The organism is Pseudomonas huaxiensis, assembly GCF_003231275.1.
GTDB classification, from domain to species: domain Bacteria; phylum Pseudomonadota; class Gammaproteobacteria; order Pseudomonadales; family Pseudomonadaceae; genus Aquipseudomonas; species Aquipseudomonas huaxiensis.
This window is the reverse complement of the sequence record NZ_QKVL01000001.1, coordinates 219,648-245,147: the sequence shown is the minus strand read 5'-3', so window position 1 is coordinate 245,147 and position 25,500 is coordinate 219,648. Positions and strand designations below refer to the sequence as shown.

General features: G+C 63.5%; 21 protein-coding genes. 8 read left to right on the top strand and 13 right to left on the bottom strand.

The window, feature by feature from the left end; translation table 11 throughout:
* Window positions 1–72: 72 nt before the first annotated feature.
* A complete protein-coding gene (locus DM374_RS01110; RefSeq protein ID WP_110968199.1) occupies window positions 73–1,878 on the top strand; it encodes a cation:proton antiporter in 1,806 nt (601 codons plus the stop codon).
* A gap of 9 nt (window positions 1,879–1,887) precedes the next feature.
* Here the strand turns inward: DM374_RS01110 and DM374_RS01105 are convergent, their stop codons facing one another.
* The 6 genes from DM374_RS01105 to ffh all read right to left on the bottom strand — a co-directional run bounded on the left by DM374_RS01105 (window position 1,888) and on the right by ffh (window position 6,049).
* Window positions 1,888–2,295, bottom strand: coding sequence for an acyl-CoA thioesterase (locus tag DM374_RS01105; protein ID WP_095154190.1), 408 nt, complete (start codon window positions 2,293–2,295; stop codon window positions 1,888–1,890).
* A gap of 195 nt (window positions 2,296–2,490) precedes the next feature.
* On the bottom strand, window positions 2,491–2,841 hold the full coding sequence (gene rplS, locus DM374_RS01100) for a 50S ribosomal protein L19 (protein WP_095154191.1): 351 nt from the start codon (window positions 2,839–2,841) through the stop codon (window positions 2,491–2,493).
* Window positions 2,842–2,883: 42 nt separating this feature from the next.
* Window positions 2,884–3,636 (bottom strand): tRNA (guanosine(37)-N1)-methyltransferase TrmD, encoded by a 753-nt coding sequence (trmD, locus tag DM374_RS01095; RefSeq protein WP_110968198.1) that lies wholly within the window; start codon window positions 3,634–3,636, stop codon window positions 2,884–2,886.
* 3 nt (window positions 3,637–3,639) lie between these two features.
* Window positions 3,640–4,176 (bottom strand): ribosome maturation factor RimM, encoded by a 537-nt coding sequence (gene rimM, locus DM374_RS01090; protein WP_110968197.1) that lies wholly within the window; start codon window positions 4,174–4,176, stop codon window positions 3,640–3,642.
* 5 nt (window positions 4,177–4,181) lie between these two features.
* The gene (rpsP, locus tag DM374_RS01085; protein ID WP_028942918.1) at window positions 4,182–4,433 is read right to left on the bottom strand and encodes a 30S ribosomal protein S16; all 252 of its coding nucleotides are present in this window, start codon (window positions 4,431–4,433) and stop codon (window positions 4,182–4,184) included.
* Window positions 4,434–4,672: 239 nt separating this feature from the next.
* A complete protein-coding gene (gene ffh, locus DM374_RS01080; RefSeq protein ID WP_110968196.1) occupies window positions 4,673–6,049 on the bottom strand; it encodes a signal recognition particle protein in 1,377 nt (458 codons plus the stop codon).
* Between the two features lie 197 nt (window positions 6,050–6,246).
* Here ffh and DM374_RS01075 point away from each other — a divergent pair, with 197 nt between their 5' ends.
* The 3 genes from DM374_RS01075 to DM374_RS01065 all read left to right on the top strand — a co-directional run bounded on the left by DM374_RS01075 (window position 6,247) and on the right by DM374_RS01065 (window position 9,911).
* Window positions 6,247–7,059, top strand: a complete 813-nt coding sequence (locus DM374_RS01075) for a cytochrome C assembly family protein (RefSeq protein WP_110968195.1) — start codon at window positions 6,247–6,249, stop codon at window positions 7,057–7,059.
* Window positions 7,060–7,069: 10 nt separating this feature from the next.
* Window positions 7,070–8,299, top strand: a complete 1,230-nt coding sequence (locus DM374_RS01070; protein WP_110968194.1) for a transporter associated domain-containing protein — start codon at window positions 7,070–7,072, stop codon at window positions 8,297–8,299.
* A 304-nt stretch (window positions 8,300–8,603) separates the two neighbouring features.
* Window positions 8,604–9,911 carry an MFS transporter gene (locus DM374_RS01065; protein ID WP_110968193.1) on the top strand — a complete coding sequence of 436 codons (1,308 nt, stop codon included), beginning with the start codon at window positions 8,604–8,606 and terminating at the stop codon, window positions 9,909–9,911.
* A gap of 45 nt (window positions 9,912–9,956) precedes the next feature.
* On the opposite strand, the gene purT is transcribed toward DM374_RS01065, so the two are convergent.
* The 5 genes from purT to DM374_RS01040 form a co-directional block, all read right to left on the bottom strand.
* Complete coding sequence (purT, locus tag DM374_RS01060; RefSeq protein WP_110968192.1) at window positions 9,957–11,138, bottom strand: formate-dependent phosphoribosylglycinamide formyltransferase; 1,182 nt, start codon at window positions 11,136–11,138, stop codon at window positions 9,957–9,959.
* Window positions 11,139–11,232: 94 nt separating this feature from the next.
* Entirely contained in the window at window positions 11,233–11,700 is a 468-nt protein-coding gene (locus DM374_RS01055; protein ID WP_095154200.1) for a VUT family protein, read from the bottom strand.
* A gap of 64 nt (window positions 11,701–11,764) precedes the next feature.
* Window positions 11,765–11,977, bottom strand: a complete 213-nt coding sequence (locus DM374_RS01050; protein ID WP_110968191.1) for a DUF1289 domain-containing protein — start codon at window positions 11,975–11,977, stop codon at window positions 11,765–11,767.
* Window positions 11,977–12,501 (bottom strand): gamma carbonic anhydrase family protein, encoded by a 525-nt coding sequence (locus DM374_RS01045; RefSeq protein WP_095154202.1) that lies wholly within the window; start codon window positions 12,499–12,501, stop codon window positions 11,977–11,979. The genes DM374_RS01050 and DM374_RS01045 overlap by 1 nt, the downstream gene beginning before the upstream one ends.
* 41 nt (window positions 12,502–12,542) lie before the next feature.
* Window positions 12,543–13,142, bottom strand: coding sequence for a CoA pyrophosphatase (locus DM374_RS01040; RefSeq protein ID WP_110968190.1), 600 nt, complete (start codon window positions 13,140–13,142; stop codon window positions 12,543–12,545).
* A gap of 131 nt (window positions 13,143–13,273) precedes the next feature.
* Between DM374_RS01040 and DM374_RS01035 the strand changes: the two genes are divergently transcribed.
* The 4 genes from DM374_RS01035 (at window position 13,274) to DM374_RS01020 (ending at window position 20,904) form a co-directional block, all read left to right on the top strand.
* Window positions 13,274–13,834, top strand: coding sequence for an NUDIX hydrolase (locus tag DM374_RS01035; protein WP_110968189.1), 561 nt, complete (start codon window positions 13,274–13,276; stop codon window positions 13,832–13,834).
* Window positions 13,835–13,861: 27 nt separating this feature from the next.
* A complete protein-coding gene (locus tag DM374_RS01030) occupies window positions 13,862–14,431 on the top strand; it encodes a L,D-transpeptidase family protein (protein WP_110968188.1) in 570 nt (189 codons plus the stop codon).
* Between the two features lie 198 nt (window positions 14,432–14,629).
* Window positions 14,630–16,345 (top strand): ShlB/FhaC/HecB family hemolysin secretion/activation protein, encoded by a 1,716-nt coding sequence (locus DM374_RS01025; RefSeq protein WP_110968187.1) that lies wholly within the window; start codon window positions 14,630–14,632, stop codon window positions 16,343–16,345.
* A gap of 26 nt (window positions 16,346–16,371) precedes the next feature.
* Entirely contained in the window at window positions 16,372–20,904 is a 4,533-nt protein-coding gene (locus tag DM374_RS01020; RefSeq protein ID WP_110968186.1) for a hemagglutinin repeat-containing protein, read from the top strand.
* Window positions 20,905–21,042: 138 nt separating this feature from the next.
* On the opposite strand, the gene DM374_RS01015 is transcribed toward DM374_RS01020, so the two are convergent.
* Together DM374_RS01015 and purL are read right to left on the bottom strand one after the other, a co-directional pair.
* Window positions 21,043–21,354: a Nif3-like dinuclear metal center hexameric protein gene (locus DM374_RS01015; protein WP_110968185.1), complete on the bottom strand. Its 312-nt coding sequence runs from the start codon at window positions 21,352–21,354 to the stop codon at window positions 21,043–21,045.
* 3 nt (window positions 21,355–21,357) lie between these two features.
* Window positions 21,358–25,257: a phosphoribosylformylglycinamidine synthase gene (gene purL, locus DM374_RS01010; RefSeq protein ID WP_110968184.1), complete on the bottom strand. Its 3,900-nt coding sequence runs from the start codon at window positions 25,255–25,257 to the stop codon at window positions 21,358–21,360.
* Window positions 25,258–25,500 lie beyond the last annotated feature (243 nt).

Sequence of the window (25,500 nt, the reverse complement as noted above, 5' to 3'; positions counted from 1 at the left end):
CTCGGAGACGGGGCGATGAAAACGCCGAAGTGCCGCTAGTCTTCCATAACCATGCCGGGATAGGGAGTCCGAATGAACGAACAACAGATTCTGCTCGCGTTTGGCGGCATTGGTGCGGCAGCACTGGGCTGTCAGTGGCTGGCCTGGCGCCTGAAGCTTCCGGCCATCCTGTTTCTGCTGCTCAGCGGCATACTCGCAGGCCCCGTACTGGGCTGGCTTGACCCGCAGGAAATGTTCGGCCCGCTGCTGATGCCGCTGGTGTCGCTGGCGGTGGCACTGATCCTGTTCGAAGGCAGCCTGACCCTGCATCTGTCGCAATGGCGCGACATCGGCAGCGTGGTGCAGCGCATGGTGACCCTCGGCGCGCTGGTCACCTGGGTGGTGATTGCCGTCGCAACGCACTGGCTGCTGGGTTTCGACTGGCCGCTGGCGGTACTGTTCGGCACCCTGACGCTGGTCACCGGCCCCACGGTGATCGTGCCGATGCTGCGGGTGGTACGACCCAAGGCGACGATCGCCAACATCCTGCGCTGGGAAGGCATCGTCATCGACCCGATCGGCGCGCTGCTGGCCGTGGTGGTCTACAGCTTCATCATCGCCAGTGCTGCGGATGAAGGCCTGAGCCAAAGCCTGAAAACCTTCGCCGGGGTGATTTGCTGCGGCAGCGCGTTCGGTGCCGCCGGCGGCTGGTTGCTGGGCCAGGTGATGCGTGAGCAATGGTTACCGGAGTACCTGCATAACCTGGCGTCGCTGGCGGCGGTGCTGGGGATCTTCATCGCCGCCAACCAGGTGATGCACGAATCGGGGCTGCTGGCGGTCACCCTGATGGGCATGTGGCTGGCGAACATGAAAGGCGTCGACGTCCGGCAGATCCTGCACTTCAAGGAAAACCTCAGCGTGCTGCTGATCTCCGGGCTGTTCATTCTGCTCGCCGCGCGCCTGGACCTGACCGCCCTCCTCGGCCTCGGCCCGTCGGTGCTGGGGCTGCTGCTGGTGATCCAGTTGATCGCACGGCCACTGAACGTCGCCCTCTCAACCTGGCGCTCGCCGCTGAACTGGCGCGAGCGAGCGCTGCTGGCCTGGATCGCACCGCGGGGGATTGTTGCGGCAGCGGTCTCGGCGATCTTTGCCATTCGCCTCGACGAAGCCGGCCACGAGGGCGCCTTGCTGCTGGTGCCGCTGACCTTCGCCGTGATCATCGGCACGGTGGTCTTGCAGAGCGCAACAGCGCGGCCGCTGGCCCGCCTGCTGAAAGTCGCGGAGCCCGCGCCCAGCGGCTTTCTTATCGTCGGCGCCAACCCGCCCGCACGGGCGATTGGCAAGGCCTTGCAACAGATGGATTGCCGAGTGCTGCTGACCGACTCCAGTTGGGAAAACATCCGCGCGGCACGCATGGAAGGGCTGGCGACCTACTTTGGCAATCCGGCCTCGCAGCATGCGGATGCGCACCTGGATCTGGTCGGTCTGGGCCACCTGCTCGGGCTTTCTCCCGCAGGAGAGTTGAATGCCCTGGCCTGCATGCGCTTTCGTCACGACTTCGGCCATACCCGGCTGTTTTCGCTGGCCAGCGGTCTGGAGGTCAGTCGCAGCGACAAGCATCGGGCCAGTGACGAACACCGCGGGCATGTGCTGGGAAATCCGTCACTGACGTACGTGCAACTGGCCAACCAACTGCACCACGGCGCCGAATTGTACAGCACGCACCTGACCGAAGCCTTCGACTGGGACGCCTATCGGGCATTGCATGGTGAGCGGGCCACCTTGCTGTTCGCCCGGGACGCCAATGGCTGGGTGCATGTATTCGGCCCGGACAGCCCGCTCAAGCCCGGGCCGGGGTGGACGGTGCTGGCGCTGATTCGTCAGGATGAAAGCCGTTGAGCGCTGCGATCAGAACCCGGGCAATACCGGAACCGGACGCTTGTCCTCGTCGATGGCGACGAAACTGAACAGGCCATGAATGGCTTTCTCGCGGCTGTCGCAGCTCATGCTTTCGACAAACACTTCGACTTCCACCTTGAGGCTGGTATTGCCGACTTTAACGACCCGCCCGACCAGCTCGACGATGGAGCCTGCGGCGATCGGGTGCTTGAAGTCGATGCGGTCAGTGGACACGGTTACCAGTGGCAGACGGCAGAAGCGCGTCGCGGCGATGAACGACACTTCGTCCATCCAGGCCAGCGCGGTGCCGCCGAACAGGGTGTTGTGGTGGTTGGTCGTGGAGGGGAATACCGCCTTGGTCACGCGGGTGACCGACAGCTCGGTGCGGCGTTCGATTTCCTGGTCTCTGGGGGTCATGGGATCACTTGAACGAAGAATGCAGTTGCACGCTGCAAGCCACAAGGCTGGGGCGCACTGTAGGAGCGAGCTTGCTCGCGAAGGGCCCCAACCGCTTTACCCGACAAACATCTTGCGGCTTGAAACTCACAGCGCTGAAAAACAAAAAGGGCAGCCCGGAGGCTGCCCTTTCTTTTCGCAAAGGTCGGACTGGACTTAAGCCAGTTTTTCCTTGATGCGAGCTGCTTTACCGGACAGGTCACGCAGGTAGTACAGCTTGGCTTTACGCACGTCACCACGACGTTTCACGGCCAGGCTGTCGATTTGCGGGCTGTAGGTCTGGAAAGTACGCTCAACGCCAACACCGTTGGAGATTTTGCGAACGGTGAAAGCGCTGTTCAGACCGCGGTTGCGCTTGGCGATTACAACGCCTTCGAAAGCCTGCAGACGGGAGCGGTCACCTTCCTTCACTTTCACCTGAACGACGATGGTGTCGCCCGGGGCGAAGGCCGGGATTTCTTTGCTCATCTGTTCAGCTTCGATCTGCTGAATGATTTTGTTGGTCATCTTGTGCTCCTAAGGTAAATCGTCGGATCTACCATCGATACGTTAACTATCGTCCCGCTCGCGGAGGTACTCCTCGAGCAGCTTCTTCTCTTCTCCAGAAAGTGAGCGACTTTCCAGAAGATCGACGCGTCGTTCATAGGTCCGCCCAAGGGACTGCTGTAAACGCCAACGCCGGATGTGTGCATGGTTGCCACTGAGCAACACGTCGGGAACACGCTGATCCGCATACACCTCCGGACGGGTGTAGTGCGGGCAATCAAGCAGACCGTCGGTGAAGGAATCTTCCTCCGCCGAGTCCGCATGCCCTAAAGCTCCGGGCAGCAGCCGTGTAACCGCATCAACCAGGACCATTGCCGGCAGCTCACCGCCAGACAATACGTAGTCACCAATCGACCACTCTTCATCGACATGAGCCTCAATAAAGCGCTCGTCAATGCCTTCATAACGACCGGCTATCAGAATCAACGATTCATGCTTCGCCAGGTCCTTGACCGCCGACTGAGTCAGCTTGCGGCCTTGTGGCGACAGGTAGATCACCTTCGCCGTTCCTCCGGTTGCCTGCCTGGCCTCGACCAGTGCATCTTCCAGAGGCTTGATCTTCATCACCATGCCCGGACCACCGCCAAAAGGCCGATCATCTACCGTATGGTGACGATCCGTGGTGTAGTCCCGCGGGTTCCAGCAGGTCAGTTGCAACAACCCCTGTTTGACCGCTCGGCTGGTAATGCCGTACTCACTGATGGCCGAGAACATCTCGGGAAACAGCGTGATGACGTCTACGCGCAGGCTGGCCATTGCTTAGAAGTCCGCGTCCCATTCCACCCTCATTTCGCCTGCCGCCAGGTCGATTGCCAACACGCATTGCTCTGTATAGGGCAATAGCCGTTCACGATCATCCAGGCTGCCAGCGCAGGGCTTGACCACCATTACATCGTTCGCGCCGGTCTCCAACAGGTGATCAACCTTGCCGAACAGATGTCCGTCCTGGTTGATGACACTCAGACCCACAAGCTGATACCAGTAGTAATCGCCGTCGGTCAGGTTGGGCAAAAGGCTGCGAGAGATACAAATCTCATAACCGCTCAGAAGACGAGCTTCATCACGATCGTCGAGCCCTTTGAGCTTGGCGACCAGATCCTTTTGAGTGGATCGGCCCGAGACCAGCTCTACCTGCTTGACCACGCCTTCGCGCCGAAGCGTCCAGTTGGGGAACTCCAGCAGGTTTTCGATCGGATCGGTAAAGGAATAGACCTTCACCTCGCCGCGAACGCCGTGAACCGAAAAAATCTTGCCGACAACGATCAAATCATCAGCGTTTTTTGGCGTCGCGTTCATATTGCTCAGGCAGCAGCCTTGGCAGCGTCCTTCAACAGCTTGGCAACGCGCTCAGACGGCTGTGCGCCGACGCTCAGCCAGTGAGCAACGCGGTCTTGCTTAACGGACAGACGAACTTCCTGGCCACGAGCGATAGGGTTGAAGAAACCAACCTGCTCGATGTGCGAACCGGTAACTGGGTTACGCGAGTCGGTCACGGTCAGGGTGTAAAACGGGCGCTTTTTGGAGCCGCCACGGGCAAGACGGATGGTTAGCATTGAACATCGTTCCTGTAGTCGGTGCTGCAAATCATAATGCACAGCGGGCACACGGGTGCCCGAAAGGCCGCATATTCTCAAGGAATACACGGGTATTTGCAAATGCCTTTTTACGCAAGGTAAAAGGCCTGCCTGCTGATCTGCGGTTTACGCTGCCTTCTATATAAAGGCAGCAGTGGTCCCGCCGGGGCGGGATTTCAGTCGCTGGCACATCTACAAGCCAACGACCTGAATCGGGTTTACAGCTTGGGCATGCCGCCGCCAGGCATCATGCCGCCCAGGCCACGCATCATTTTGGCCATGCCGCCCTTGGCAGAAAACTTCTTCATCATCTTCTGCATCTGCTTGTGCTGCTTGATCAGGCGGCCAATGTCCTGCACCTGGGTGCCGGAGCCCATGGCGATACGGCGTTTGCGCGAACCGCTGATCAGGTCAGGGTCACGACGCTCGGCCGGGGTCATGGAATTGATGATCGCTTCCATCTGCTTGAACTGCTTCTCGGCTGCGCCCTGGGCGTTGCCCATCTGCGCCAGGTTGACCCCACCGATGCTCGGCAGTTTGTCCATCAGGCCACCGAGGCCGCCCATGTTCTTCATTTGCAGGAGCTGGTCGCGGAAGTCTTCGAGGTCGAAGCCCTTGCCCTTTTTCAGCTTCTTGGCGAGTTTGTCGGCCTTTTCCTTGTCGAGCGTCTGCTCGGCCTGCTCGATCAGGCTGAGCACGTCGCCCATGCCGAGGATCCGCGAGGCGATACGGTCGGGGTGGAACGGCTCGAGCGCTTCAGTCTTCTCGCCCATACCGATGAACTTGATCGGCTTGCCGGTAATGGCGCGCACCGACAGCGCGGCACCGCCACGGGCATCGCCGTCGACCTTGGTCAGCACCACACCGGTCAGCGGCAGGGCATCGCCGAACGCCTTGGCGGTGTTGGCGGCGTCCTGGCCGGTCATGGCGTCGACCACGAACAGCGTTTCGATCGGCTTGACCGCAGCGTGCAGGTCCTTGATCTCGGCCATCATCTCTGCATCGATGTGCAGACGACCGGCGGTATCGACGATAACCACGTCGATGAATTTCAGCTTGGCTTCACGGATCGCCGCTTCGGCGATGGCTACCGGCTTCTGGCTGATGTCCGACGGGAAGAAGGTCACGCCGATATCGTTGGCCAGGGTTTCCAACTGCTTGATCGCCGCCGGACGATAGACGTCGGCCGAAACAACCATGACGGTCTTCTTCTTGCGTTCTTTGAGGAAGCGCGCGAGCTTGCCGGCGGTGGTGGTCTTGCCCGCGCCCTGCAGGCCGGCCATCAGTACCACGGCAGGTGGTGCAGCATTCAGACTCAGGTCTTCGTTGGCCGCGCCCATCAATTCTTCGAGTTCGGCCTGGACGATCTTCACGAACGCCTGGCCCGGCGTCAGGCTGCGCGAAACCTCGGTCCCGACCGCACGTTCCTTGACCTTGTTGACGAAGTCCTTCACCACCGGCAAGGCGACGTCGGCTTCGAGCAACGCCATGCGCACTTCGCGCAGGGTGTCTTTGATGTTGTCTTCGTTCAGCTTGGCCTTGCCGGTGACATGGCGCAGCGTCTGTGACAGACGATCGGTCAGGTTTTCAAACATGGGGATCCTTTCGGGCTCTTGTAGAACCGAGGTTTATCAGCCGCCCCAGGCACATTCGGCCGGCCTTGGGCAGGGGCAGGGCGGCGATTATAACGAAGACTCGCGCCAGCGCACACCATACCGTCGGCGCACAGTCTTCCTAGGGGGCCGGGTTCTATGCCAAACTCATCGGCTTTCGGGCTTGCCTAACAGGACTTATGCTCCCCTTGTCACCCAGCTTGCTACCCAACTTGATCGCCGCCTGCCTCTACGCCGCCGCGATCATCCTCCAAGGCACCGGCCTGGCCCGGGGCGTCAAGGCCGACAAACGGCTGCTCGGCCTGCTGGGAGGCCTGGCGGTCGTCGCCCAGGGCACCGCGCTGTACTGGCAACTGCTTACGCCGTTGGGACTGAGCCTGGATTTCTTCAGCGCCGCCAGCCTGATCGCCACCGCAGTCATTGCCATTACCCTGCTGGCCTGCCTGCGCAGTCCGGTGGAGAACCTGCTGCTATTGCTGTTCCCGCTGGGTCTGCTGACAGCCCTGATCGCGCAATTCGCGCCGTCGGGCACGGTACCGCTGATCAACGAAGAGCCCGGCATCCTCGCCCATATCCTGCTGTCGATCCTCGCCTACGGCCTGTTCACCATCGCGGTGTTCCAGTCGCTGTTGCTGCTGATGCAGGACCACCAGCTCAAGCACAAGCATCCGTCCGGGCTGATCCGTAATTTCCCGCCGCTGCAAACCATGGAAAGCCTGTTGTTCGGCTTCCTCTGGGCTGGCTGGGGCCTGCTGTCGCTGTCGCTGATCTCCGGCTGGTTGTTCCTCGACAACCTGTTCGCCCAGCATCTGGTCCACAAAACCTTGCTGGCTTGCGTCGCCTGGATCGTGTTCAGCGTGCTGCTGTGGGGCCGCACCCGCCTCGGCTGGCGCGGACACAAGGCGATCCGCTGGACCCTCGCCGGGTTCTGCTTGCTGATGCTGGCGTATTTCGGCAGCAAGCTGGTACGCGAATTCATCCTGCATATCTGACGGGCGAACTATGGACACCTTGCCGTTGGCTCCGCTGCTCGGGCTTCTGGCCCTGGCCTTGCTGTGGTCGGCACTGTTCACCGCGGTCGACGCCGCCCGCGTGCAACTGGCGGGCAACCGGCGCAAAGGCAATGGCGGCGCCCGCGACACCTCTGACCTCCCGCCCCAGGCGCTGATCTTCGGCGCCACCCTCGGCAAGCTGCTGGTACTCGCCCTCGCCGGCCTGACCGGCCTGCGCTGCCAGGGCGAGACCGGTTTCTGGCTGGGCTGCCTTGGAGCGGCCATCCTGTTGCTGGTCTGCGCCGAATACCTGCCGCGACAACTGGCCCGACGCAACCCCGAAGCCTTTATCGGCCTGGGCATCGTCCTGCGCCTGCCGCTGCGCCTGCTGCAGCCGCTGGCCTGGTTGCTGGACTGCGTCGCGCGCCTGATCCTGCGTCCCTTTTCCGTGCGGCCGAGCATGGTCAACCAGCATGAACAGAACGCCGACAGCGAGCCGGACGATAGCGACGCGTCGGAGGAAAACCCCTCCTCCAGCAACCTCCCGACCAGCCTGAAGGCGCTGGAGAAGGTCACCGTCAACCACATCCTGGTGCCGCGCAGCGAAGTCGACGGGATCAACCTCGACGATTCGATCGAACAGATCATCGCGCAACTGAACAGCTGCAAACACACGCGACTGCCCGTGTTCCACAACGACATCAACCAGGTCCAGTCGGTCCTCAACACGCGGCATATCGCCCACCTGCTGCCCAAGGCCGAGCTGACCCACGAAACCCTGCTGGCCGCCTGCTACGAGCCCTACTTCGTCCCGGAAAGCACCCCGCTACAACTGCAGTTGCTCAATTTCCACAAACAACAGCGGCGCATGGGCATCGTTGTCGACGAGTACGGCGAAGTAGAAGGGATTGTCACCCTGGAAGACATTCTCGAAGAGATCGTCGGCGAATTCGAAGAACAGGACGACCTCGACAACCCGCACATCCACCCGCAAGGGGATGGCCGTTACGTGATCGAAGGCAACGTGGCGATCCGCGAACTCAACCGCAGCCTCGGCTGGCACCTGCCCAGCGACGGACCGAAGACCCTCAACGGGTTGGTCACCGAGGCGCTGGAAAGCATCCCGGCCAGCGCGGTGTGCCTGAAGATTGGCCGCTATCGCCTGGAAATCCTCGAAACCGAAGACAACTGCGCCAGCCGGATCCTGGTCTGGACCGTCGCACGCCAACCCGCTGCCTGATTCGTTACGCCCGCAACGCCTGACGTAGACACATTTCGTATCGAATCTGGCTATACTCGACCCACGCTTACCCAGCCCTGCCGTCGCGCCCGCTACCCGCTCCCGGCGCTTTCCGGCCAGTCCGCACCGCCCGCATCGCGCGCTTTACCGGCACCGCTTCACACCCCGAACAGTGCCCGCGCCCGCCCCCAATCCCCCCAGGGCTATGCTCGGCCGCGCGACCCATACCAAAAAAACGCTCCGACGCAGTGCCGTCGCCCGTGCGCGGCCGCCCAGGAAGCCTTCGACTGTCAGGGGACCTTGCATGACCACCAGCAGCACCTACAACAATGAGGCCGACACCGCGCCGTCCGGCAATTCGCCGGCCCGCGTCGCCACGGCCAGCTTCATCGGCACGGCCATCGAGTTCTACGATTTCTACGTTTACGCCACTGCGGCCGCGCTGGTGATCGGACCGGTGTTCTTCCCGCAGACCTCCGGCACCGCGCAGATGCTGTCGGCATTCCTTACCTTCGGCATCGCCTTCCTGGCGCGGCCACTGGGTTCGGCGCTGTTCGGCCACTTCGGCGACCGCATCGGACGCAAGTCCACCCTCGTCGCCTCGCTGCTGCTGATGGGCGTGTGTACCACGCTGATTGGCGTGCTGCCGGGTCATGACAGCATTGGCAACTGGGCGCCGATCTTGCTCTGCGTCCTGCGTTTCGGTCAGGGCCTCGGCCTCGGCGGCGAGTGGGGCGGCGCAGCGTTGCTGGCCACCGAGAACGCACCCAAGGGCAAGCGCGCCTGGTTTGGCATGTTCCCGCAACTCGGTCCGTCCATCGGCTTCCTCGCTGCCAACGGTCTGTTTCTGGCCTTGGCGATGCTGCTGAGCGACGAAGATTTCCGCGCCTGGGGCTGGCGCATTCCGTTCCTGCTCAGCGCGGCACTGGTGATCGTCGGCCTGTACGTGCGCCTGAAACTGGAAGAAACCCCGGTGTTCGCCAAAGCCATGGCCAGCCACCAGCGCGTGAAGCTGCCGGTGGTCGAGTTGTTCGCCCAATACTGGCTGCCGGTGCTGCTCGGCGCCGGGGCGATGGTGGTGTGCTACGCACTGTTCTACATCTCGACGGTGTTTTCGCTGAGTTACGGCGTGTCCACGCTGGGCTACACTCGCGAAACCTTCCTCGGCCTGCTGTGCTTCGCGGTGCTGTTCATGGCCCTGGCTACCCCGCTGTCGGCCTGGCTCAGCGACCGTTACGGACGCAAGCCGGTGCTGGTGACCGGCGCACTCCTGGCGATCGCCTCGGGCTTTGCCATGGAACCGTTGCTGACGTCCGGGTCCACCGCCGGCGTGGCGTTGTTCCTGGCGATCGAGCTGTTCCTGATGGGGGTGACGTTCGCCCCGATGGGCGCGCTGCTGCCCGAGCTGTTCCCTACCCACGTGCGCTACACCGGCGCGTCGGCGGCTTACAACCTGGGCGGAATCGTCGGCGCCTCGGCAGCACCGTTCTTCGCACAAAAGCTGGTGGCGATGGGGGGATTGAGCTGGGTGGGCGGGTATGTGTCGGTGGCGGCTCTGCTGAGCCTGATCGCCGTGCTGTGCCTGAAGGAAACACAACACACGGAGTTGTAGGCACAAAGCGGGGCGAGCCAGACGGCCCGCCCCGCATCTACAGCCTTAGAGTTCGACCTTGACTGCTTGCGAGGCGCGGGTCGCCTTGGCCCGGGCGGCCTCGATCGACTCGTCGCGCGCCAGGCACACGCCCATGCGGCGCTGACCGTTGACTTCCGGCTTGCCGAACAGGCGCAGCGCGGTATCAGGCTCGGCCAGGGCGGCGCCGAGGTTGTCGAACGCGGTCTGCTGCGACTGACCTTCCACCAGAATCACTGCGGAAGCCGACGGGCCGAACTGACGGACCGACGGGATCGGCAGGCCGAGAATCGCCCGGGCGTGCAGAGCGAACTGCGACAGGTCCTGGGAAATCAGGGTCACCAGGCCGGTGTCATGCGGGCGCGGCGAGACTTCGCTGAACCACACCTGATCGCCCTTGACGAACAGTTCGACGCCGAACAGGCCACGGCCGCCCAGCGCCTCGGTGACCGCCTTGGCCACACGCTCGGACTCGGCCAGCGCCACCGGGCTCATGGCCTGTGGCTGCCAGGATTCCTGGTAGTCGCCCTTCTCCTGACGGTGGCCGACAGGTGCCAGGAAGGTGGTACCGCCAACATGACGAACGGTCAGCAGGGTGATTTCGTAGTCGAAATCGATGAAGCCTTCGATGATCACCCGCCCCTTGCCGGCACGGCCGCCTTCCTGAGCGTAGTCCCAGGCTTTCTGCAGGTCGTCGGCGCTTTTCAGCAGGCTCTGGCCCTTGCCCGACGAACTCATCACCGGCTTGACCACGCACGGGAAGCCCAGGTCCAGGGCGGCCTTGCTGTAGTCCTCGAAGGTGTCGGCGAAGTGGTACGGCGAGGTTGGCAGGTCCAGCTCTTCAGCCGCCAGGCGACGGATGCCTTCGCGGTTCATGGTCAGTTGCGCGGCGCGGGCGGTAGGCACCACGGTGAAGCCTTCGGCTTCCAGCTCGACCAGGGTCGCGGTGGCAATGGCTTCGATTTCCGGGACGATGTAGTGCGGCTTCTCGGCCTCGATGACCGCACGCAGGGCGGCACCGTCGAGCATGTTGATCACGTGGCTGCGATGCGCCACCTGCATGGCCGGGGCATTGGCGTAACGGTCCACGGCGATCACTTCGACGCCCAGGCGTTGCAGCTCGATCACCACTTCCTTGCCCAGCTCGCCACAGCCACAGAGCAGTACACGGGTCGCGGTGGGCGACAATGGGGTTCCGATACGGGTCATCTCAGGTCCTCAAAGGGAAGGAATCCATGGCCGCCCCAGCACGGTGCGGGCCAGCGAAAGGGGCACATTTTACATGCTTGAACGCCGTCGCGGCTCAGCCGGCGATGGCGTTTTTCCGCACCCGCCAGGCCATGGCCAGCCAGACTGCGGTGACGCCGGCGAACTTCGAGGCCAGCGCGGTGCCGACCACGGCCGGCGTCAGGGCGCCGATCATGCCGAAGAAAATGAAGGTGTCGAGCGGAATGCTCAGCGCGGAACTGATCCACAGGCGGTCATGCAGCGGGCGCTTGGTGATGCTGAACACCACCCAGTCGATCAACTCGGACACCGCGAACGCAGTGGCGCTGGCCAGGGCGATGGTCGGGTCGGAGGTGACGTAGGACAGCACCAGCGCCGCCAGCATGGCGACCAGCGCGCCGTGACCGAAGCGGGTCTGCACCATGTCGCGCAGGACGAACACCAATCCGCCCCAGGCGGACCAGATGACGTCCAGGTGCGGCGCACTGGAGAAGGCGTAGTTGATGAGCACCACGCTGCTGATATAGGCGATGAGAAAGAACATTGGGGGCACCGGTAGCAAGCCGCACAGGGTACTTCACAGCCCGCGTGCGGCCAAGCCCCGGGAATCAGTTCGCCGTGCGGGGTTGGGCGAAGACCAGACCGGCGGCCACCGCGCGCTCGTGGCAGAAGCGCAGCACCTGCCGGCGCTCGGTGTTGTCCATCCGGCCCCAGCGGGTGATTTCAGCGGCGGTGCGCTGGCAGCCGGTGCAGATGTCTTGTTCGTCCAGTGCGCAAATGCTGACGCAGGGTGAGGCCACAGGCCTTTCAGCGGTGCTCATCAATCCTCCTGCGGCGCCAGGTCGCGGGCGTAACGCTGGGCGTTGTGCACGTAATGGGCGGCACTGGCCTCCAGCATCTTCTTCTGCGCCTCGGTCAGTTCGCGCACCACCTTGCCCGGCGAGCCCATGACCAGCGAGCCGTCAGGGATTTCCTTGCCTTCGGGGATCAGCGCGTTGGCGCCGATGATGCAGTGCTTGCCGATCCGCGCGCCGTTGAGGATCACCGCATTGATGCCGATCAGGCTGTAGTCGTCCACCGAGCAGCCATGGAGCATGGCATTGTGGCCGATGGTCACGCCCTTGCCGATGGTCAGTGGCGAGCCCATGTCGGTGTGCATCACCGTGCCGTCCTGGACGTTGCTGTTCTCGCCGATGTCGATCAGTTCGTTGTCGCCGCGCAGAACAGCATTGAACCAGACATTGGCGCCCGCCTGCAGGCGTACCTTGCCGATCAGCGTGGCATTGGGCGCCACCCAGCTTTGTGGATGGGTTTCGACCCGAAAGTCGCCCAGACGGTATTTCATGCGTGGTTCCTCACGGTGGGGTTCGCGGCGGGTGGTCCCGCTCAGAGTGGGGTGAAGCGTTCAGGCGGATGGTGCAGGCTGATGCGCGCATCGTAGAGCAGGTTGACCAACTCGACGATCATGATCGCCGACAGGCCCCAGATCTTGTACTCGCCGAAGCGATAGCTGGGGACGTACCAACTGCGGCCCTGATAATCGATGCGGTGGGTGTGATCGCGCGGGTCCTGGCGGAAGAACTCCAGCGGCACACTGAAGACAGCGGCGATCTCGGCATCATTGGGGCGGTACTCGACATAATCGGGAATCAGCCCGACGAAAGGCGTGACTTTCAATCCGTGCAACGACACCAGCGGAGTCAATGGACCGATAACCTCCACCAGACCGGGCGGCAGGCCGATCTCTTCCTCGGCTTCACGCAGGGCGGTGTAGATCAGGTCGGGATCTTCCGGGTCGCGGCGCCCGCCAGGGAAAGCTACTTCACCGCCGTGGGTCGAGAGGCCCTTGGCGCGCAAGGTCAATACCAACTCGGGCTCTTCACTACGGGTGATCGGCAGCAGCACCGCAGCCTCGGGAAAACGTCGATCGGTTTCCAGGGTGCCTGGTGTGTGACTGCTCACTCGGCGAAGTAGCTCGTCCAGCATGGTCTCTCTCGTTCCAGAAGCGTTCTGCATCATGCACCAAAGCCGCGCCCCGCCCAAGCCCCGGCGACGATCGCACTTGCGGGCCGCGCGACCGCGGCGCGAAGATAGCGGCAACTCTCAGGAAGATAAGCATGAAATACTGCAGCGCGTGCGGCAAAGCGGTCACCCAGCGCATACCCGAAGGCGACTCGCGCTTGCGTTACGTCTGCGATCACTGCCAGACCATCCATTACCAGAATCCCAACATCGTCGCCGGCGTGCTGCCGAACCACGGCAGCAAGGTGCTGCTGTGCCGCCGCGCCATCGAGCCGCGACGCGGCTACTGGACCCTGCCCGCCGGATTCATGGAAAACGGCGAAACCATGGAACAGGCCGCCCGCCGAGAAACCGTCGAGGAAGCCTGCGCGCGCCTGGGCGAGATGAGCCTGTATCACCTGTACGACCTGCCGCACATCAATCAGGTGCACGTGTTCTTCCGCGCCGAACTGGCCGACCTGGACTTCGACATCGGCGAAGAAAGCCTGGAAGTGCGCCTGTTCGAAGAAAACGAGATCCCTTGGGACGAGCTGGCTTTCAGGACGATCCGCGTCACACTAGAATGCTACTATCGGGACCGCGAACGGCAGCACTACCCGGTTCATACCGAGAGCTTGTCAGCGTCGTTCGCCCCGCCACCCAAGACCGATTCGTAAAACCGCGATTTTCAGGGATACCGTTTCATGCGCTGGTTGCTTGCCCTTTTCTGCCTGAGTGTGGCTTCGGTGTCCCAGGCGGCATTCACCGAAACCATCGTCACCAAACCGGTGCTGAAGGATGCACCCACTTCAGTCTCTCCCGCCCGCGCCCCTGAGCCCCGCTCAAGCGGACGGATCGACAAGGTGCTGGTGCTCAAGTCCGAACGTCGCCTGCAACTGATCAGCGACGGCGCACCGCTGAAGACCTACCGCATTTCCCTGGGCAAGCAACCCAAGGGGGCCAAAGAGCGCGAAGGCGACAAACGCACCCCGGAAGGCTTCTACTGGCTGGACTGGCGCAAGATTTCCGACCGTTACAACCTGGCGATCCACGTGTCCTACCCGAACGTGAGCGATTCCGCCAAGGCTCGCCGCGACAACGTCCCGCCCGGCGGGATGATCATGATCCACGGCACGCCAGACACCGAAGACAACCCCGAAGAGCTGTTTCACACCCTCGACTGGACCGAAGGCTGCATCGCCATGCGCAACGTCGACATGCGCGAAGTCTGGGGCCTGGTGCAAGACGGCACCATGATCGAAATCCGCCCCTGATCGACCTGCTCCGACGCCCCCTCCGCGCCGGACAATTTCCTCCCTCCTGACAAGCCTCGGAAATTTCCGAGGCCTCTCGCGCTTTTTCCCTACTCCACTTCGCGCTGATCCCCAGCATTCAACCGGGTAGCACCTCCCTTAGATTCACCTCGCCTGAAAACAACAATCCGTCCTCGAACAAAAGAATAAGGACGCCCCATGCCCTGTTCATCACGAACCGGAGGCCCGCGTTGCCGTGCGCTGGCCTCGATGATCCTTATCGCCCTGTGTTTGCTACCCGCACCATGCGCTGATGCCGACGACGCTACCTCACTCCTGCCCCTGCTGCGGGAGCAACGCCACGAGGCCGATGAACGGGAGCGGCAACTGCGCTTACGCCAACTCACCGCGCCCACAGCGATCAACGCCCCCGCCGAGGCGACCGCGAGCACGTCTGCCAGCGACCGATGCTGGCCGATCTCCGCTGTGCGTCTGGCGGGCAATACGCTGATTTCTGCCAAGGCTTTGAACCGGGTGCTCGAGCCGCTGCTGCAGCCGTGCATGGACGAAGCACGCATCAACGCGGTGCTCAAGGCCATTACCCGCGCCTACCTGGAACAGGGCTATCTGGCTGCCCGGCCGTATCTGGCCAATGCCCCGGCAGCCGGGGCCAGCCTCGACATCGTGATCGTCGAGGGCTTCGCCGAATCGGTGGAGTTCGATGATCCGGACCTGCCGCTGTCGCTGTCCCGTGCCTTTCCTGACCTGGTGGGGCTGCCCTTGACCCTGGCGGCACTGGAGCAGGGGTTGAACCAGATGAACAGGCTGCAAGCGTTCGACCTCAGTGCGGACCTGGAGCCTGGAGAGTTGCAGGGCGGGACGCGAGTGGTGATCAGGTCGCAGCGTAAGCCCGCGTCGCGCTGGCGGCTGGATACCCGTTACGAAAACCTGGGAGACGAACAATCAATCTCCGAGCGGCTTTCACTCACCTTGAGTATCGATAGCCCTCTGGGACACAACGACCGGTTGGTCCTTCGCAACAACCAAAGCCTGCCTTCCGGTTTCGCCGACCAGACGATCCATTCTCTTACCTACCAGACGCCCTACGGCCCCTGGGATTTGAACCTGTATGTGGCACGAGGAGAATTCGGCAGTCGCCAGCCCGGCGGCCTTAGAAGCAGCAAGGGTGAAAGCGATCTCTATGGACTCGGCCTGGATCGCGCGTTGTGGCACAACGCCTCGGCAGCCCTCAACGCCAGCATTCGCCTGAATTACAGTCGCATGGACAGCCGTTTATCCATTCACAAGCAGCAGCTTCGCCTGCAAAGCCCCACGCTTACCAGACTGGAAACCAGCCTCAATCTGACCTGGCACGACGAGGCGCTATGGAGCGCCACATTGGCTTACAGCCGTGGATTGGGCTGGTTCGGGTCTGACGACCGTGCGGCAAGTCCACATTCGCCCGACCCTCTGTTCGACAGGTACCAAGCAAATCTCTGGCGCAGGGGACAAGGTACAAACCCGGCCTTTCTCTGGCGTTGGGACAGTGAGCTGAACCTGCAGTACAGCCCGGTCCCCCTGTTCGCCACCGAACAGATGCCGCTCAGTGACGAAAGCGCCGTCCGCGGTTTCCGCAGCGCCACCGTTTCCGGCGCCAGCGGCGCCGTCTGGCGCAACACCTTCAGCCTGCCACTGACCCCTTCACTGCCCTTGCCGCTGGAAATCCGCCCCAGTGTCGGCTTCGACGCCGGCTGGAGTCGCTACGACCACGGCAGCCCTTCGCAAGGTCTGCTCGGTGCCCACGCGGGCCTGCAACTGAGCGTTACCGGAGGACGCTTGCGCATCGACTACCACCGCGCCCTGCATGCCAGCGGCCTTCGCCGCCAAGACCTCGAACCGGGCTACTGGCTAGCCGAACTGAACCTGACGTTCTGATCTCCCAACCAAGAGAGAAACCACCCATGCATCACCCGCATCCACGATTCACTCCCGACCTGCTGCGCTGGGCGATCAGCGTCAGCCTGCTGGCTCCCGCAACCGCCATTGCCAACAACGGCCTGCAACCCGCCACTGGCCCGGCCGGCACACCCTCCATCGGCGAGCACAACGGCGTACCGGTAATCGACATTGTCGCGCCCGGCCCCAGCGGTCTGTCCCACAACCAGTTCCTCGACTACAACGTCGGCCAGTCCGGCGTGGTCCTGAACAACGCAGTGCAAGGCGGTCACTCGCAACTGGCCGGCGCCCTCGGCGCCAACCCGCAGTTCCACGGGCAGGCCGCCTCGACCATCGTCAACGAGGTCATCAGCCGCAACGCCTCCAGCATCGAAGGCGCCCAGGAAATCTTCGGCCGGCCTGCCGACTACATCCTCGCCAACCCCAACGGCATCACCATCAACGGCGGCAGCTTCATCAACACCACCCGCGCCGGATTCCTGGTGGGGCGCCCGGAGATCGAGAACAACCGCCTCAGCCATCTCGACAACCTCACCGCCAGCGGCGCGCTGCACGTCGGCAAGCAAGGGCTGAGCAACGCCGAAGGCGCCCTGGAACTGATCGCCCCGCGCATTGAAAGCCATGGCCCGCTCCGCGCAGCGGGCGACCTGGACCTGACCGTCGGCCGCAACCGCATCAACCGCGCCAGCGGCGAGATCGTCGAACACCTGGCCGGCACGCCGGGCAGCATCGACGCCAGCCTGTTCGGCGCAATGCAGGCTGGGCGCATCAGGATCATCAGCACCGCCGAGGGTGCGGGCGTGCGGATCGAGGCGCCGTCGATGGACGCTCGCCAAGGCATCAGCATTCGCTCGGCCGGAGACGTGAAGATCAGCGGCAGCGCGCAGCAACGCAGTCGCCTGGACGCTGGCAAAGGCAACCTCGAGCTGGATGCAAAGGACAACATGACGCTGAGCGCCATCGAAGGCCGTGCCGAACAGATCAAGATCCGCACCGGCAAAAACCTCACCCTCGACGCCAAGACCCGCGAAAGCATCCGCCGCGACAACGAGAAATGGGACAAGAAGTGGTGGTTCGTCACTACCGAAACCTTTGAGCGTACTGGCAGCGAAGTCGAACGCCTGAGCACCGGCAGCGATTTTCAGGCGGTCAGCGACATCACCCTCGACGCCGGTGGCGACGCCCGCCTGCTGGCCGCCGGCGTGCAGGCGGGCGGAGATCTGAAGCTGCGCAGCGGCAATACGCTGGAGGTCAGCGCCGGCATCGACAGCGTGACCCGCGACGAACGCATTCGTCACCGCAAGCACCTGTGGCGCGGCGACCAGGACACCCACGACTACCGCGAAAGCGCGCGCCCCAGCCAGCTTTCGGGCCGCAACCTGACCGTGGAGGCGGCGGGGCCAACGCGCATCGTCGGAAGTGAGCTGCGAAGCAGCGCGGATATCAGCATCAAAGCCCCCGAACTCGAGATCGCCGGAACCTCGCTCAAGGGCAGTGACTCCCGCAAGGAGTATCGGGGCGACCTTGCCTCCGGGGCATTTTTCGGCAACCGCGATCGGGCAGAAGGCGAGCAGCAGACCGTCCGGGGTAGCCAGGTCGTGGCGGGCGGTGCATTGACCGTGGTCGCCGACGAGGTGCGGGTCAGTGGCAGCCGGGTCAGCAGCACCGGCGACGCCCTGCTGGTCAGCGAAAAAGCCCTGCTCAGCGTCGAAGCGGCGCGGGAAAGCTCGACCCGCAGTACCAACAGCAAAGACAGCAAGCTGTTCGGCCTGCTCGGCAGCAGCACCGACACCCGTCAGCAGCGTGACACCGCGCTGGTCAGCGACCTGGCCTCGGAAAGCAACCTGCGCCTGGCCAGCGCCGACGAATTGCAGGTCATCGGCAGCCGGCTGAAGGCCGGTGGACAACTGCAACTGGAGGCAGCGAAAGACCTGAGCGTGCAGGCTGCCACACAGGCTGAAAGCAGCACCAGTCAGCAGACTGACAGAGGCTTTTACGCCGATGCACGGCAGACTGCGGAAGCGCTCGACGGCAAGCCCGCTTCGAAGCAATACGTCGCCTCGGCGGGCTATGAGGTGAAAAAGAGCGAGCGCAGCACCAGCCAGGACACGCTGGTTGCCAGCCAGCTCAGCGGCGCGGCGATCACCGTCGGCGGCAAGGCCGACGTGTCGCTGAACAGCAGCAACCTCGACAGCAGCGGCGCTATCGATATCAGCGGCAAGACCGTCACCCTGGGCGCGCAAAACACCCGCGAACAGCAACTCACCACCAGCAGCCGCTCGGCGGGCGGCCTGGCGGTGACCGCGGGGATGGATCGCCAGGGCAGCGGCTACGAGGGTGCCTACCAGCGGCGGGAACACGAGGAAAACCTGGTCGACAGCCGTCCGAGCGAGCTGAAGGCGGCGGGACAGTTACGCATCAAGGCCGACACGCTGATCAATGAAGCGGCGCAGGTGAGCGCCGACGAGCACCTGCTGGTCGACGCGACCCGGGTGGAAAACCGCGCCACCGCCAGCGTCCGTGAAACCCGCGACAGCGAACGCAACTGGCAGGGCAGCCTGGGCATGAGCCTGGAAACCCGCGACATTACCCGCCCGATCGAAAACCTGATCACCGGCAACGAGGCCGCGCGCTTCCAGCAAGCCGCGGTAGAAGACGCCCTGGCGCCGCCAACCCTGGGCGCGGACCTGGCGCTGGAGCACCTCAACCGCGAACAGATCGGCCGCAGCGAAACCGCGCGAGTCAGCGAGCTGTCCGGCGCCACGGTGAAGATCCAGGCCGACGAGGTGAGCGATACCGGCACCCGTTACCGCGCCGAAAAAGGCGGACTGCAGATCGATGCACGGACTCATCAGTTCGTCGCTGCGCAAGACACCAGCGTCGAGACCGTCGAGCGCCTGGAAGTCGGCGGCACTGCCCGGGTGGAAACCAGCACGGGCAAGGACATTACCGGAAAACTCTCGGGCAAGGGCGGATCGCTGAGCAGCAGCAACACCACGACCACCGCCCGTCCGGGGAGCCTCTACGGTCAACAGGGTATCCAGATTCAACTGGGTAGCGACGGGCTTTACGAGGGAACCGCCTTCGACGCCGGCAAGGGCGGTCTGACCCTTGAGACAGCCGGCAATCTCAGCCTGCCCCAAGCCAACGATCACCAGGAGCAGAGCCTGCGCCAGCTCGACGGTAATGCCTGGCTCAAGGGCGGCAGCAACCCTGCCGGCAGCGCGCTGGAAGCTCGCGGTTATATGGACCACAAACGCAGCGACAGCCAGGACAGCCAGGCGCGGGTCGCCAGCATCGACAGCACGGGCGATGTCCGCCTCAAGGCCGGCGGTGAACTGACGCTGACCGGCATCCGCATCGGCAATAGCGGCGCCAAGCCAACCAACATCGACGTGCAGGCCGGCGGCCCGCTGCGGGTGCTGGCGGCCAGCGACAGTCATGAGGCCAGTGGCGACAACATAGGCGGCGGCGGTGAGGTGGTCTTCAAGATGAACGACGCCGGCAAGGGCGGCGGCTTGGGCGGGCATTTCAGCAACGGGCGGATTTCAGAGTCCGACCGCCGTGCCCAAGGCGCGGTCTTCACCGCGCAACAGGAGGTGAACCTGTCCAGCCAGGCGAGACAGGACGACGCGATCCACCTTGAGGGCTTGCAGGCATCGGCCGAGCGGATCAAGGTCGCGGCGGAAAACGGTGGCGTGCTGATCGAGTCCGCCACCAGCAGCGAGCGCCGCGACAACCTCGACCTGACCGTGGGTGCCGGCATCGCCGTGACTCCGGCGGCCACCCGCGACGAAACGAAAAAGGGCCTGTATGGCCGGGCGCAATTCAACCTCGACCAACGCGACAATCTTCTGCACCAGAACAGCCAGCTCGACGCCGCGCAGGTCGGCCTGTACAGCATGAACGACATGCAGCTCAACGGCGTGCGGGTGAATGCCGGGCGCATCGAAGGCGTTATCGGCGGTGACCTGCAACTGGCCAGCCGCCAGGACCGGGTCAACGCCTTGAAAGTGAATGTCGACGCGCAACTGAGCCGGGAGAAGAACCCGCAGGGCTACCTCAATGCTGTTCGTTCCTTCGGTGGCCCCTTGGGTGCCAGCGCCGAGAAGAAAGTCGGCGGCGCGGTACAGAGCGCCGACCCGGGTATTTCACCGACACTGGACCTGAAAGTGGATTACGCACGACGTGACAGCGTCGCCAGTCAGAGCCGGCTGAGCGGGCAGGAAAGCGTTGTCTTGCAGGTCGGCGGCGATGTGAAACTGTCGGGGGCGGATGTGCGCTCGAGCCAGGGCAAGGTCGAACTGGGTAGCGAGCGGATCAGCCAGGAAACCCTGAACGGTCGTGATGTGCGGCGGGTGGTAGGGACCAACCTGTCGAATGCGCCTGTGGAGCTGGGCAGCGATCTGGTCAATACCTACAAGAATGGCGGGATGAATCTGGAGGACGGGGATTCGTCGCTGGACCTGGGGCTGTTGCGCACCGGGGGGCATGATCGGGAGGTGAGGCTGGAGTCGAGGATTGTCGAGAAGAAATGAGATTTAGGGGATGCCCGTCAGTTAAACCAATTGGGGCCCCATCGCGAGCAAGCTCGCTCCTACAGGGTTCGTGATGACTTCAAAACCCTGTAGGAGCGAGCTTGCTCGCGATGGGGCACCGAACCGTCACAAAGAGCTTCAGATATCAGCCAATTTCCACGCCTCATACGCCGGCGTTTCATACGGATGACTCTGCTTCAGCGCACCGACGACCTGATGAATCAGGTCGTCGGCCACCACCAATTCCACTCGCCACTCTTCCACCTGCTCGACCACCCCGCTCTGCCCGATAAACGGCTGGCTGCCGTCCAGCGGGCGGAACTGACCCTGGCCCAGCACTTGCCAGGCGCAGCAGTCGTAGTCGCCGATGCGCCCGCCACCCGCGGCGAACACGGCCTGTTTGACCGTGTCGACGTGGCTCGGCGGAACGAAGAAGGCGAGTTTGTACACCCTTTAGTTCACCCACACCCGCGCATTGCGGAACATGCGCATCCAGGCGCCGTCTTCGTTCCAGTCGTCAGGACGCCAGGAGTTCTGCACAGCACGGAAGACCCGCTCAGGGTGCGGCATCATGATGGTGACGCGACCGTCGCGGCTGGTCAGGCCGGTGATCCCGCGCGGCGAGCCGTTCGGGTTGGCCGGGTAGGTTTCGGTGACCTTGCCGTGGTTATCGACGAAGCGCAGTGCCACGCAGCCGGACAGGTCGGCTTCGAGCAGGGCTTCTTCGCTGGCGAACTCGGCATGGCCTTCGCCGTGGGCGATGGCGATCGGCATGCGCGAACCGGCCATGCCCTGCAGGAAGATCGAGTTGGACTTCTGCACTTCAACCATGGCGACACGGGCTTCGAACTGCTCGGAACGGTTACGCACGAAGTGCGGCCAGAACTCGCTGCCCGGCACCAGTTCGTGCAGGTTGGACATCATCTGGCAACCGTTGCACACGCCGAGGGTGAAGCTGTCGGTGCGCTCGAAGAAGCCCTGGAAGGCGTCGCGGGCACGGCTGTTGAACAGCGCCGACTTGGCCCAGCCCTCACCGGCGCCGAGAACGTCGCCGTAAGAGAAGCCACCACATGCCACCAGGCCTTTGAACGCGTCCAGGTCGACGCGACCGGCGAGGATATCGCTCATGTGCACGTCGATGGCGTTGAAGCCGGCGCGGTCGAAGGCTGCGGCCATCTCGACCTGACCGTTGACGCCCTGCTCACGCAGTACCGCCACCTGTGGACGCACGCCTTTCTTGATGAACGGCGCAGCGATGTCCTGATTGACGTCGAAGCCCAGCTTGGCGCTCAGGCCCGGGTTGTCTTCTTCCAGCAGCAGGTCGAATTCCTGATCGGCACACTGGGCGTTGTCGCGCAGGCGCTGGATCTGGTAGCTGGTCTCGGCCCACTGGCGTTGCAGCAGACGGCGCTGGCCGTCGAACAGCACTTCGCCATTGAGGCTGATGGAGACTTCATTGCTGTTGACCGGCTTGCCGATCACCGCAACGCAGTCTTCGCCCAGGCCGGCGGCGCTGAACTGGGCCAGCACGTCTGGAGTGGCGTCCTGGCGAACCTGGATCACCGCGCCCAGCTCTTCGTTGAAGAGGATGGCCGCAACTTTCTCGCGCTTGCTGGTCAGGGTGTCCAGTTCCAGGCTCAGGCCGCAATGACCGGCGAAGGCCATTTCCAGCGCGGTGGTCAGCAGGCCACCGTCGGAGCGGTCGTGGTAGGCCAGCAGGTGACCGTCGGCGTTGAGACCCTGGATCACGGCGAAGAAGGCCTTGAGGTCTTCGGCATCATCGACGTCCGGCGCCTGGCTGCCCAGCTTGCCGTGGGTCTGCGCCAGGATCGAGGCGCCCATGCGGTTCTGCCCGCGGCCCAGGTCGATCAGGATCAGGTCGGTTTCGCCCTTGTCCATGCGCAGCTCTGGGGTCAGGGTCTTGCGGATGTCGGTGACCGGTGCGAAGCCGGTGACGATCAGCGACATCGGCGAGGTAACGCTCTTCTCCGTGCCCTCATCGCTCCAGCGGGTTTTCATGGACATGGAGTCCTTGCCCACTGGAATGGTAATGCCCAGCTCAGGGCACAGTTCCATGCCCACAGCCTTGACGGTGTCGTACAGACGGGCGTCTTCACCCGGATGGCCGGCGGCGGACATCCAGTTGGCCGACAGTTTGATGTCGGAGAGTTTTTCGATGCGCGAGGCGGCCATGTTGGTCAGCGTCTCGCCGATCGCCATGCGGCCGGATGCCGGGGCATCGAGCAGCGCCAGCGGAGTGCGCTCGCCCATCGCCATGGCTTCACCGCTGTAGACGTCGAAGCTGGTGGCAGTCACGGCAACGTCGGCCACCGGAACCTGCCACGGGCCGACCATCTGATCGCGGGCAACCAGACCGGTGATGGTGCGGTCGCCGATGGTGATCAGGAAGCTTTTGCTGGCCACGGCCGGGTGACGCAGGACGCGCTCGATGGAGTCGGTCAGCTCCAGCTGGGCCGGGTCGAAGTCATCGCCCAGTTCGGCTTCGCGGGTCACCGAACGGTGCATGCGCGGCGGCTTGCCCAGCAGGACTTCCAGCGGCATGTCCACCGGGGTGTTGCCGAAGTGGCTGTCGGTGACGGTCAGGTGCGCTTCTTCGGTGGCTTCGCCGACCACCGCGAACGGGCAACGCTCGCGTTCGCAGATAGCCTGGAAGCGCTCGAAGTCGACCGCGCTGACGGCCAGCACGTAACGTTCCTGGGATTCGTTGCTCCAGATTTCGTGCGGGGCCATGCCCGGCTCGTCGTTGGGCACGTTGCGCAGCTCGAAGCGGCCGCCGCGGCCGCCGTCGTTGACCAGTTCCGGGAAGGCGTTGGAGATACCGCCGGCGCCGACGTCATGGATGAAGGCGATCGGGTTGTTGTCGCCCAGTTGCCAGCAGCGGTCGATGACCTCCTGGCAGCGGCGTTCCATTTCCGGGTTTTCCCGTTGAACGGACGCGAAGTCGAGGTCGGCAGAGCTGGCGCCGGTGGCCATCGACGAGGCAGCGCCGCCGCCCAGGCCGATCAGCATGGCCGGGCCACCGAGCACGATCAGCTTGGCGCCGACGGTGATTTCGCCCTTCTGCACGTGATCTTCACGGATGTTGCCCATACCGCCGGCCAGCATGATCGGCTTGTGGTAACCGCGCACTTCTTCGCCGTGCGGGGTGTTGATCGACTGTTCGAAAGTACGGAAGTAGCCCGTCAGGGCCGGACGACCGAACTCGTTGTTGAACGCGGCGCCGCCCAGCGGGCCTTCGATCATGATGTCCAGCGCGTTGACGATGCGCTCAGGCTTGCCATACGCCTGTTCCCACGGCTGTTCGAAGCCCGGGATGCGCAGGTTGGAAACGGTGAAACCGGTCAGGCCGGCTTTCGGCTTGGCGCCGCGACCGGTGGCGCCTTCGTCGCGGATTTCGCCGCCGGAGCCGGTGGACGCGCCCGGGAACGGAGCGATGGCGGTCGGGTGGTTATGGGTCTCGACCTTCATCAGGATGTGCACCGGCTCCTTTACCGCGCCGTACTGGCGGGTTTCAGGATTCGGGAAGAAGCGGCCGGCGACCGAACCGACGATCACCGAGGCGTTGTCCTTGTATGCGGACAGAACGCCTTCGCTGTGCATCTGATAGGTGTTCTTGATCATGCCGAACAGGCTTTTTTCCTGGCTTTCGCCGTCGATATCCCAACTGGCGTTGAAGATCTTGTGACGGCAGTGCTCGGAGTTGGCCTGGGCGAACATCATCAGTTCGATGTCGTGCGGGTTGCGCTTGAGGCCCTGGAAGGCGCTGACCAGGTAGTCGATTTCGTCTTCGGCCAGGGCCAGGCCCAGCTCGACGTTGGCCTTGGCCAGGGCCTCGCGGCCACCGCCGAGGATGTCGACGGCGGTCAGCGGCTTGGGTTCGGCGTGGCTGAACAGGCCTGCGGCCTCTTCCAGCCGGGCCAGTACCACCTGGGTCATGCGGTCGTGCAGCAGCTCGGCAACGCCAGCGGCGTCGGCTTCGCTCAGTTCACCACTGACATAGAAGGCAATGCCCCGCTCCAGACGACGGACGTTTTCCAGGCCGCAGTTGTGGGCGATATCGCTGGCCTTGCTCGACCAGGGCGAGATGGTGCCGAAACGCGGCATGACCAGGAACAGGCGACCGGCAGGTTCCTGTACCGGTACGCTCGGGCCGTACTTGAGCAGGCGCGCGAGCACTTGCTGTTGGTCGGCGGTCAGATCGCCGTCAACCTCGGCGAAATGAGCGAATTCAGCGTACAAACCACTAACAGCGGGGACTTTCTGGCTCAATTGCTCGAGTAATTTACCGTGGCGAAAGGCAGAAAGGGCAGGAGCGCCGCGCAGGATCAACATCGTCGGGACAGCCTCAGGAAGGGGGTGTGCTTAGAGGCCGTGCATTCTAGCCTAAACCTCTGCGTCAGGCACCCGAAACGCTGCATTGGCGGCCATCCGAATGTCGGCAAGTGCGTTCCAGGGCGGCCGTCCGTCCGTCGGCGGGCCGCAACTGCGCTAAAAAGTCGCAAGCACAGGCGGCGATAGCAGACAAGCTATCAGTTGTCGAGATATGGCGCGGCAGGCCCTTTGCGTATACTGCAC

Excerpts from the sequence above, each read along its gene's own strand:
- DM374_RS01110 (WP_110968199.1), top strand. The coding sequence starts at position 73 with ATGAACGAACAACAGATTCTGCTCGCGTTTGGCGGCATTGGTGCGGCA.
- DM374_RS01105 (WP_095154190.1), bottom strand. The coding sequence starts at position 2,295 with ATGACCCCCAGAGACCAGGAAATCGAACGCCGCACCGAGCTGTCGGTC.
- rplS (WP_095154191.1), bottom strand. The coding sequence starts at position 2,841 with ATGACCAACAAAATCATTCAGCAGATCGAAGCTGAACAGATGAGCAAA.
- trmD (WP_110968198.1), bottom strand. The coding sequence starts at position 3,636 with ATGGCCAGCCTGCGCGTAGACGTCATCACGCTGTTTCCCGAGATGTTC.
- rimM (WP_110968197.1), bottom strand. The coding sequence starts at position 4,176 with ATGAACGCGACGCCAAAAAACGCTGATGATTTGATCGTTGTCGGCAAG.
- rpsP (WP_028942918.1), bottom strand. The coding sequence starts at position 4,433 with ATGCTAACCATCCGTCTTGCCCGTGGCGGCTCCAAAAAGCGCCCGTTT.
- ffh (WP_110968196.1), bottom strand. The coding sequence starts at position 6,049 with ATGTTTGAAAACCTGACCGATCGTCTGTCACAGACGCTGCGCCATGTC.
- DM374_RS01075 (WP_110968195.1), top strand. The coding sequence starts at position 6,247 with ATGCTCCCCTTGTCACCCAGCTTGCTACCCAACTTGATCGCCGCCTGC.
- DM374_RS01070 (WP_110968194.1), top strand. The coding sequence starts at position 7,070 with ATGGACACCTTGCCGTTGGCTCCGCTGCTCGGGCTTCTGGCCCTGGCC.
- DM374_RS01065 (WP_110968193.1), top strand. The coding sequence starts at position 8,604 with ATGACCACCAGCAGCACCTACAACAATGAGGCCGACACCGCGCCGTCC.
- purT (WP_110968192.1), bottom strand. The coding sequence starts at position 11,138 with ATGACCCGTATCGGAACCCCATTGTCGCCCACCGCGACCCGTGTACTG.
- DM374_RS01055 (WP_095154200.1), bottom strand. The coding sequence starts at position 11,700 with ATGTTCTTTCTCATCGCCTATATCAGCAGCGTGGTGCTCATCAACTAC.
- DM374_RS01050 (WP_110968191.1), bottom strand. The coding sequence starts at position 11,977 with ATGAGCACCGCTGAAAGGCCTGTGGCCTCACCCTGCGTCAGCATTTGC.
- DM374_RS01045 (WP_095154202.1), bottom strand. The coding sequence starts at position 12,501 with ATGAAATACCGTCTGGGCGACTTTCGGGTCGAAACCCATCCACAAAGC.
- DM374_RS01040 (WP_110968190.1), bottom strand. The coding sequence starts at position 13,142 with ATGCTGGACGAGCTACTTCGCCGAGTGAGCAGTCACACACCAGGCACC.
- DM374_RS01035 (WP_110968189.1), top strand. The coding sequence starts at position 13,274 with ATGAAATACTGCAGCGCGTGCGGCAAAGCGGTCACCCAGCGCATACCC.
- DM374_RS01030 (WP_110968188.1), top strand. The coding sequence starts at position 13,862 with ATGCGCTGGTTGCTTGCCCTTTTCTGCCTGAGTGTGGCTTCGGTGTCC.
- DM374_RS01025 (WP_110968187.1), top strand. The coding sequence starts at position 14,630 with ATGCCCTGTTCATCACGAACCGGAGGCCCGCGTTGCCGTGCGCTGGCC.
- DM374_RS01020 (WP_110968186.1), top strand. The coding sequence starts at position 16,372 with ATGCATCACCCGCATCCACGATTCACTCCCGACCTGCTGCGCTGGGCG.
- purL (WP_110968184.1), bottom strand. The coding sequence starts at position 25,257 with ATGTTGATCCTGCGCGGCGCTCCTGCCCTTTCTGCCTTTCGCCACGGT.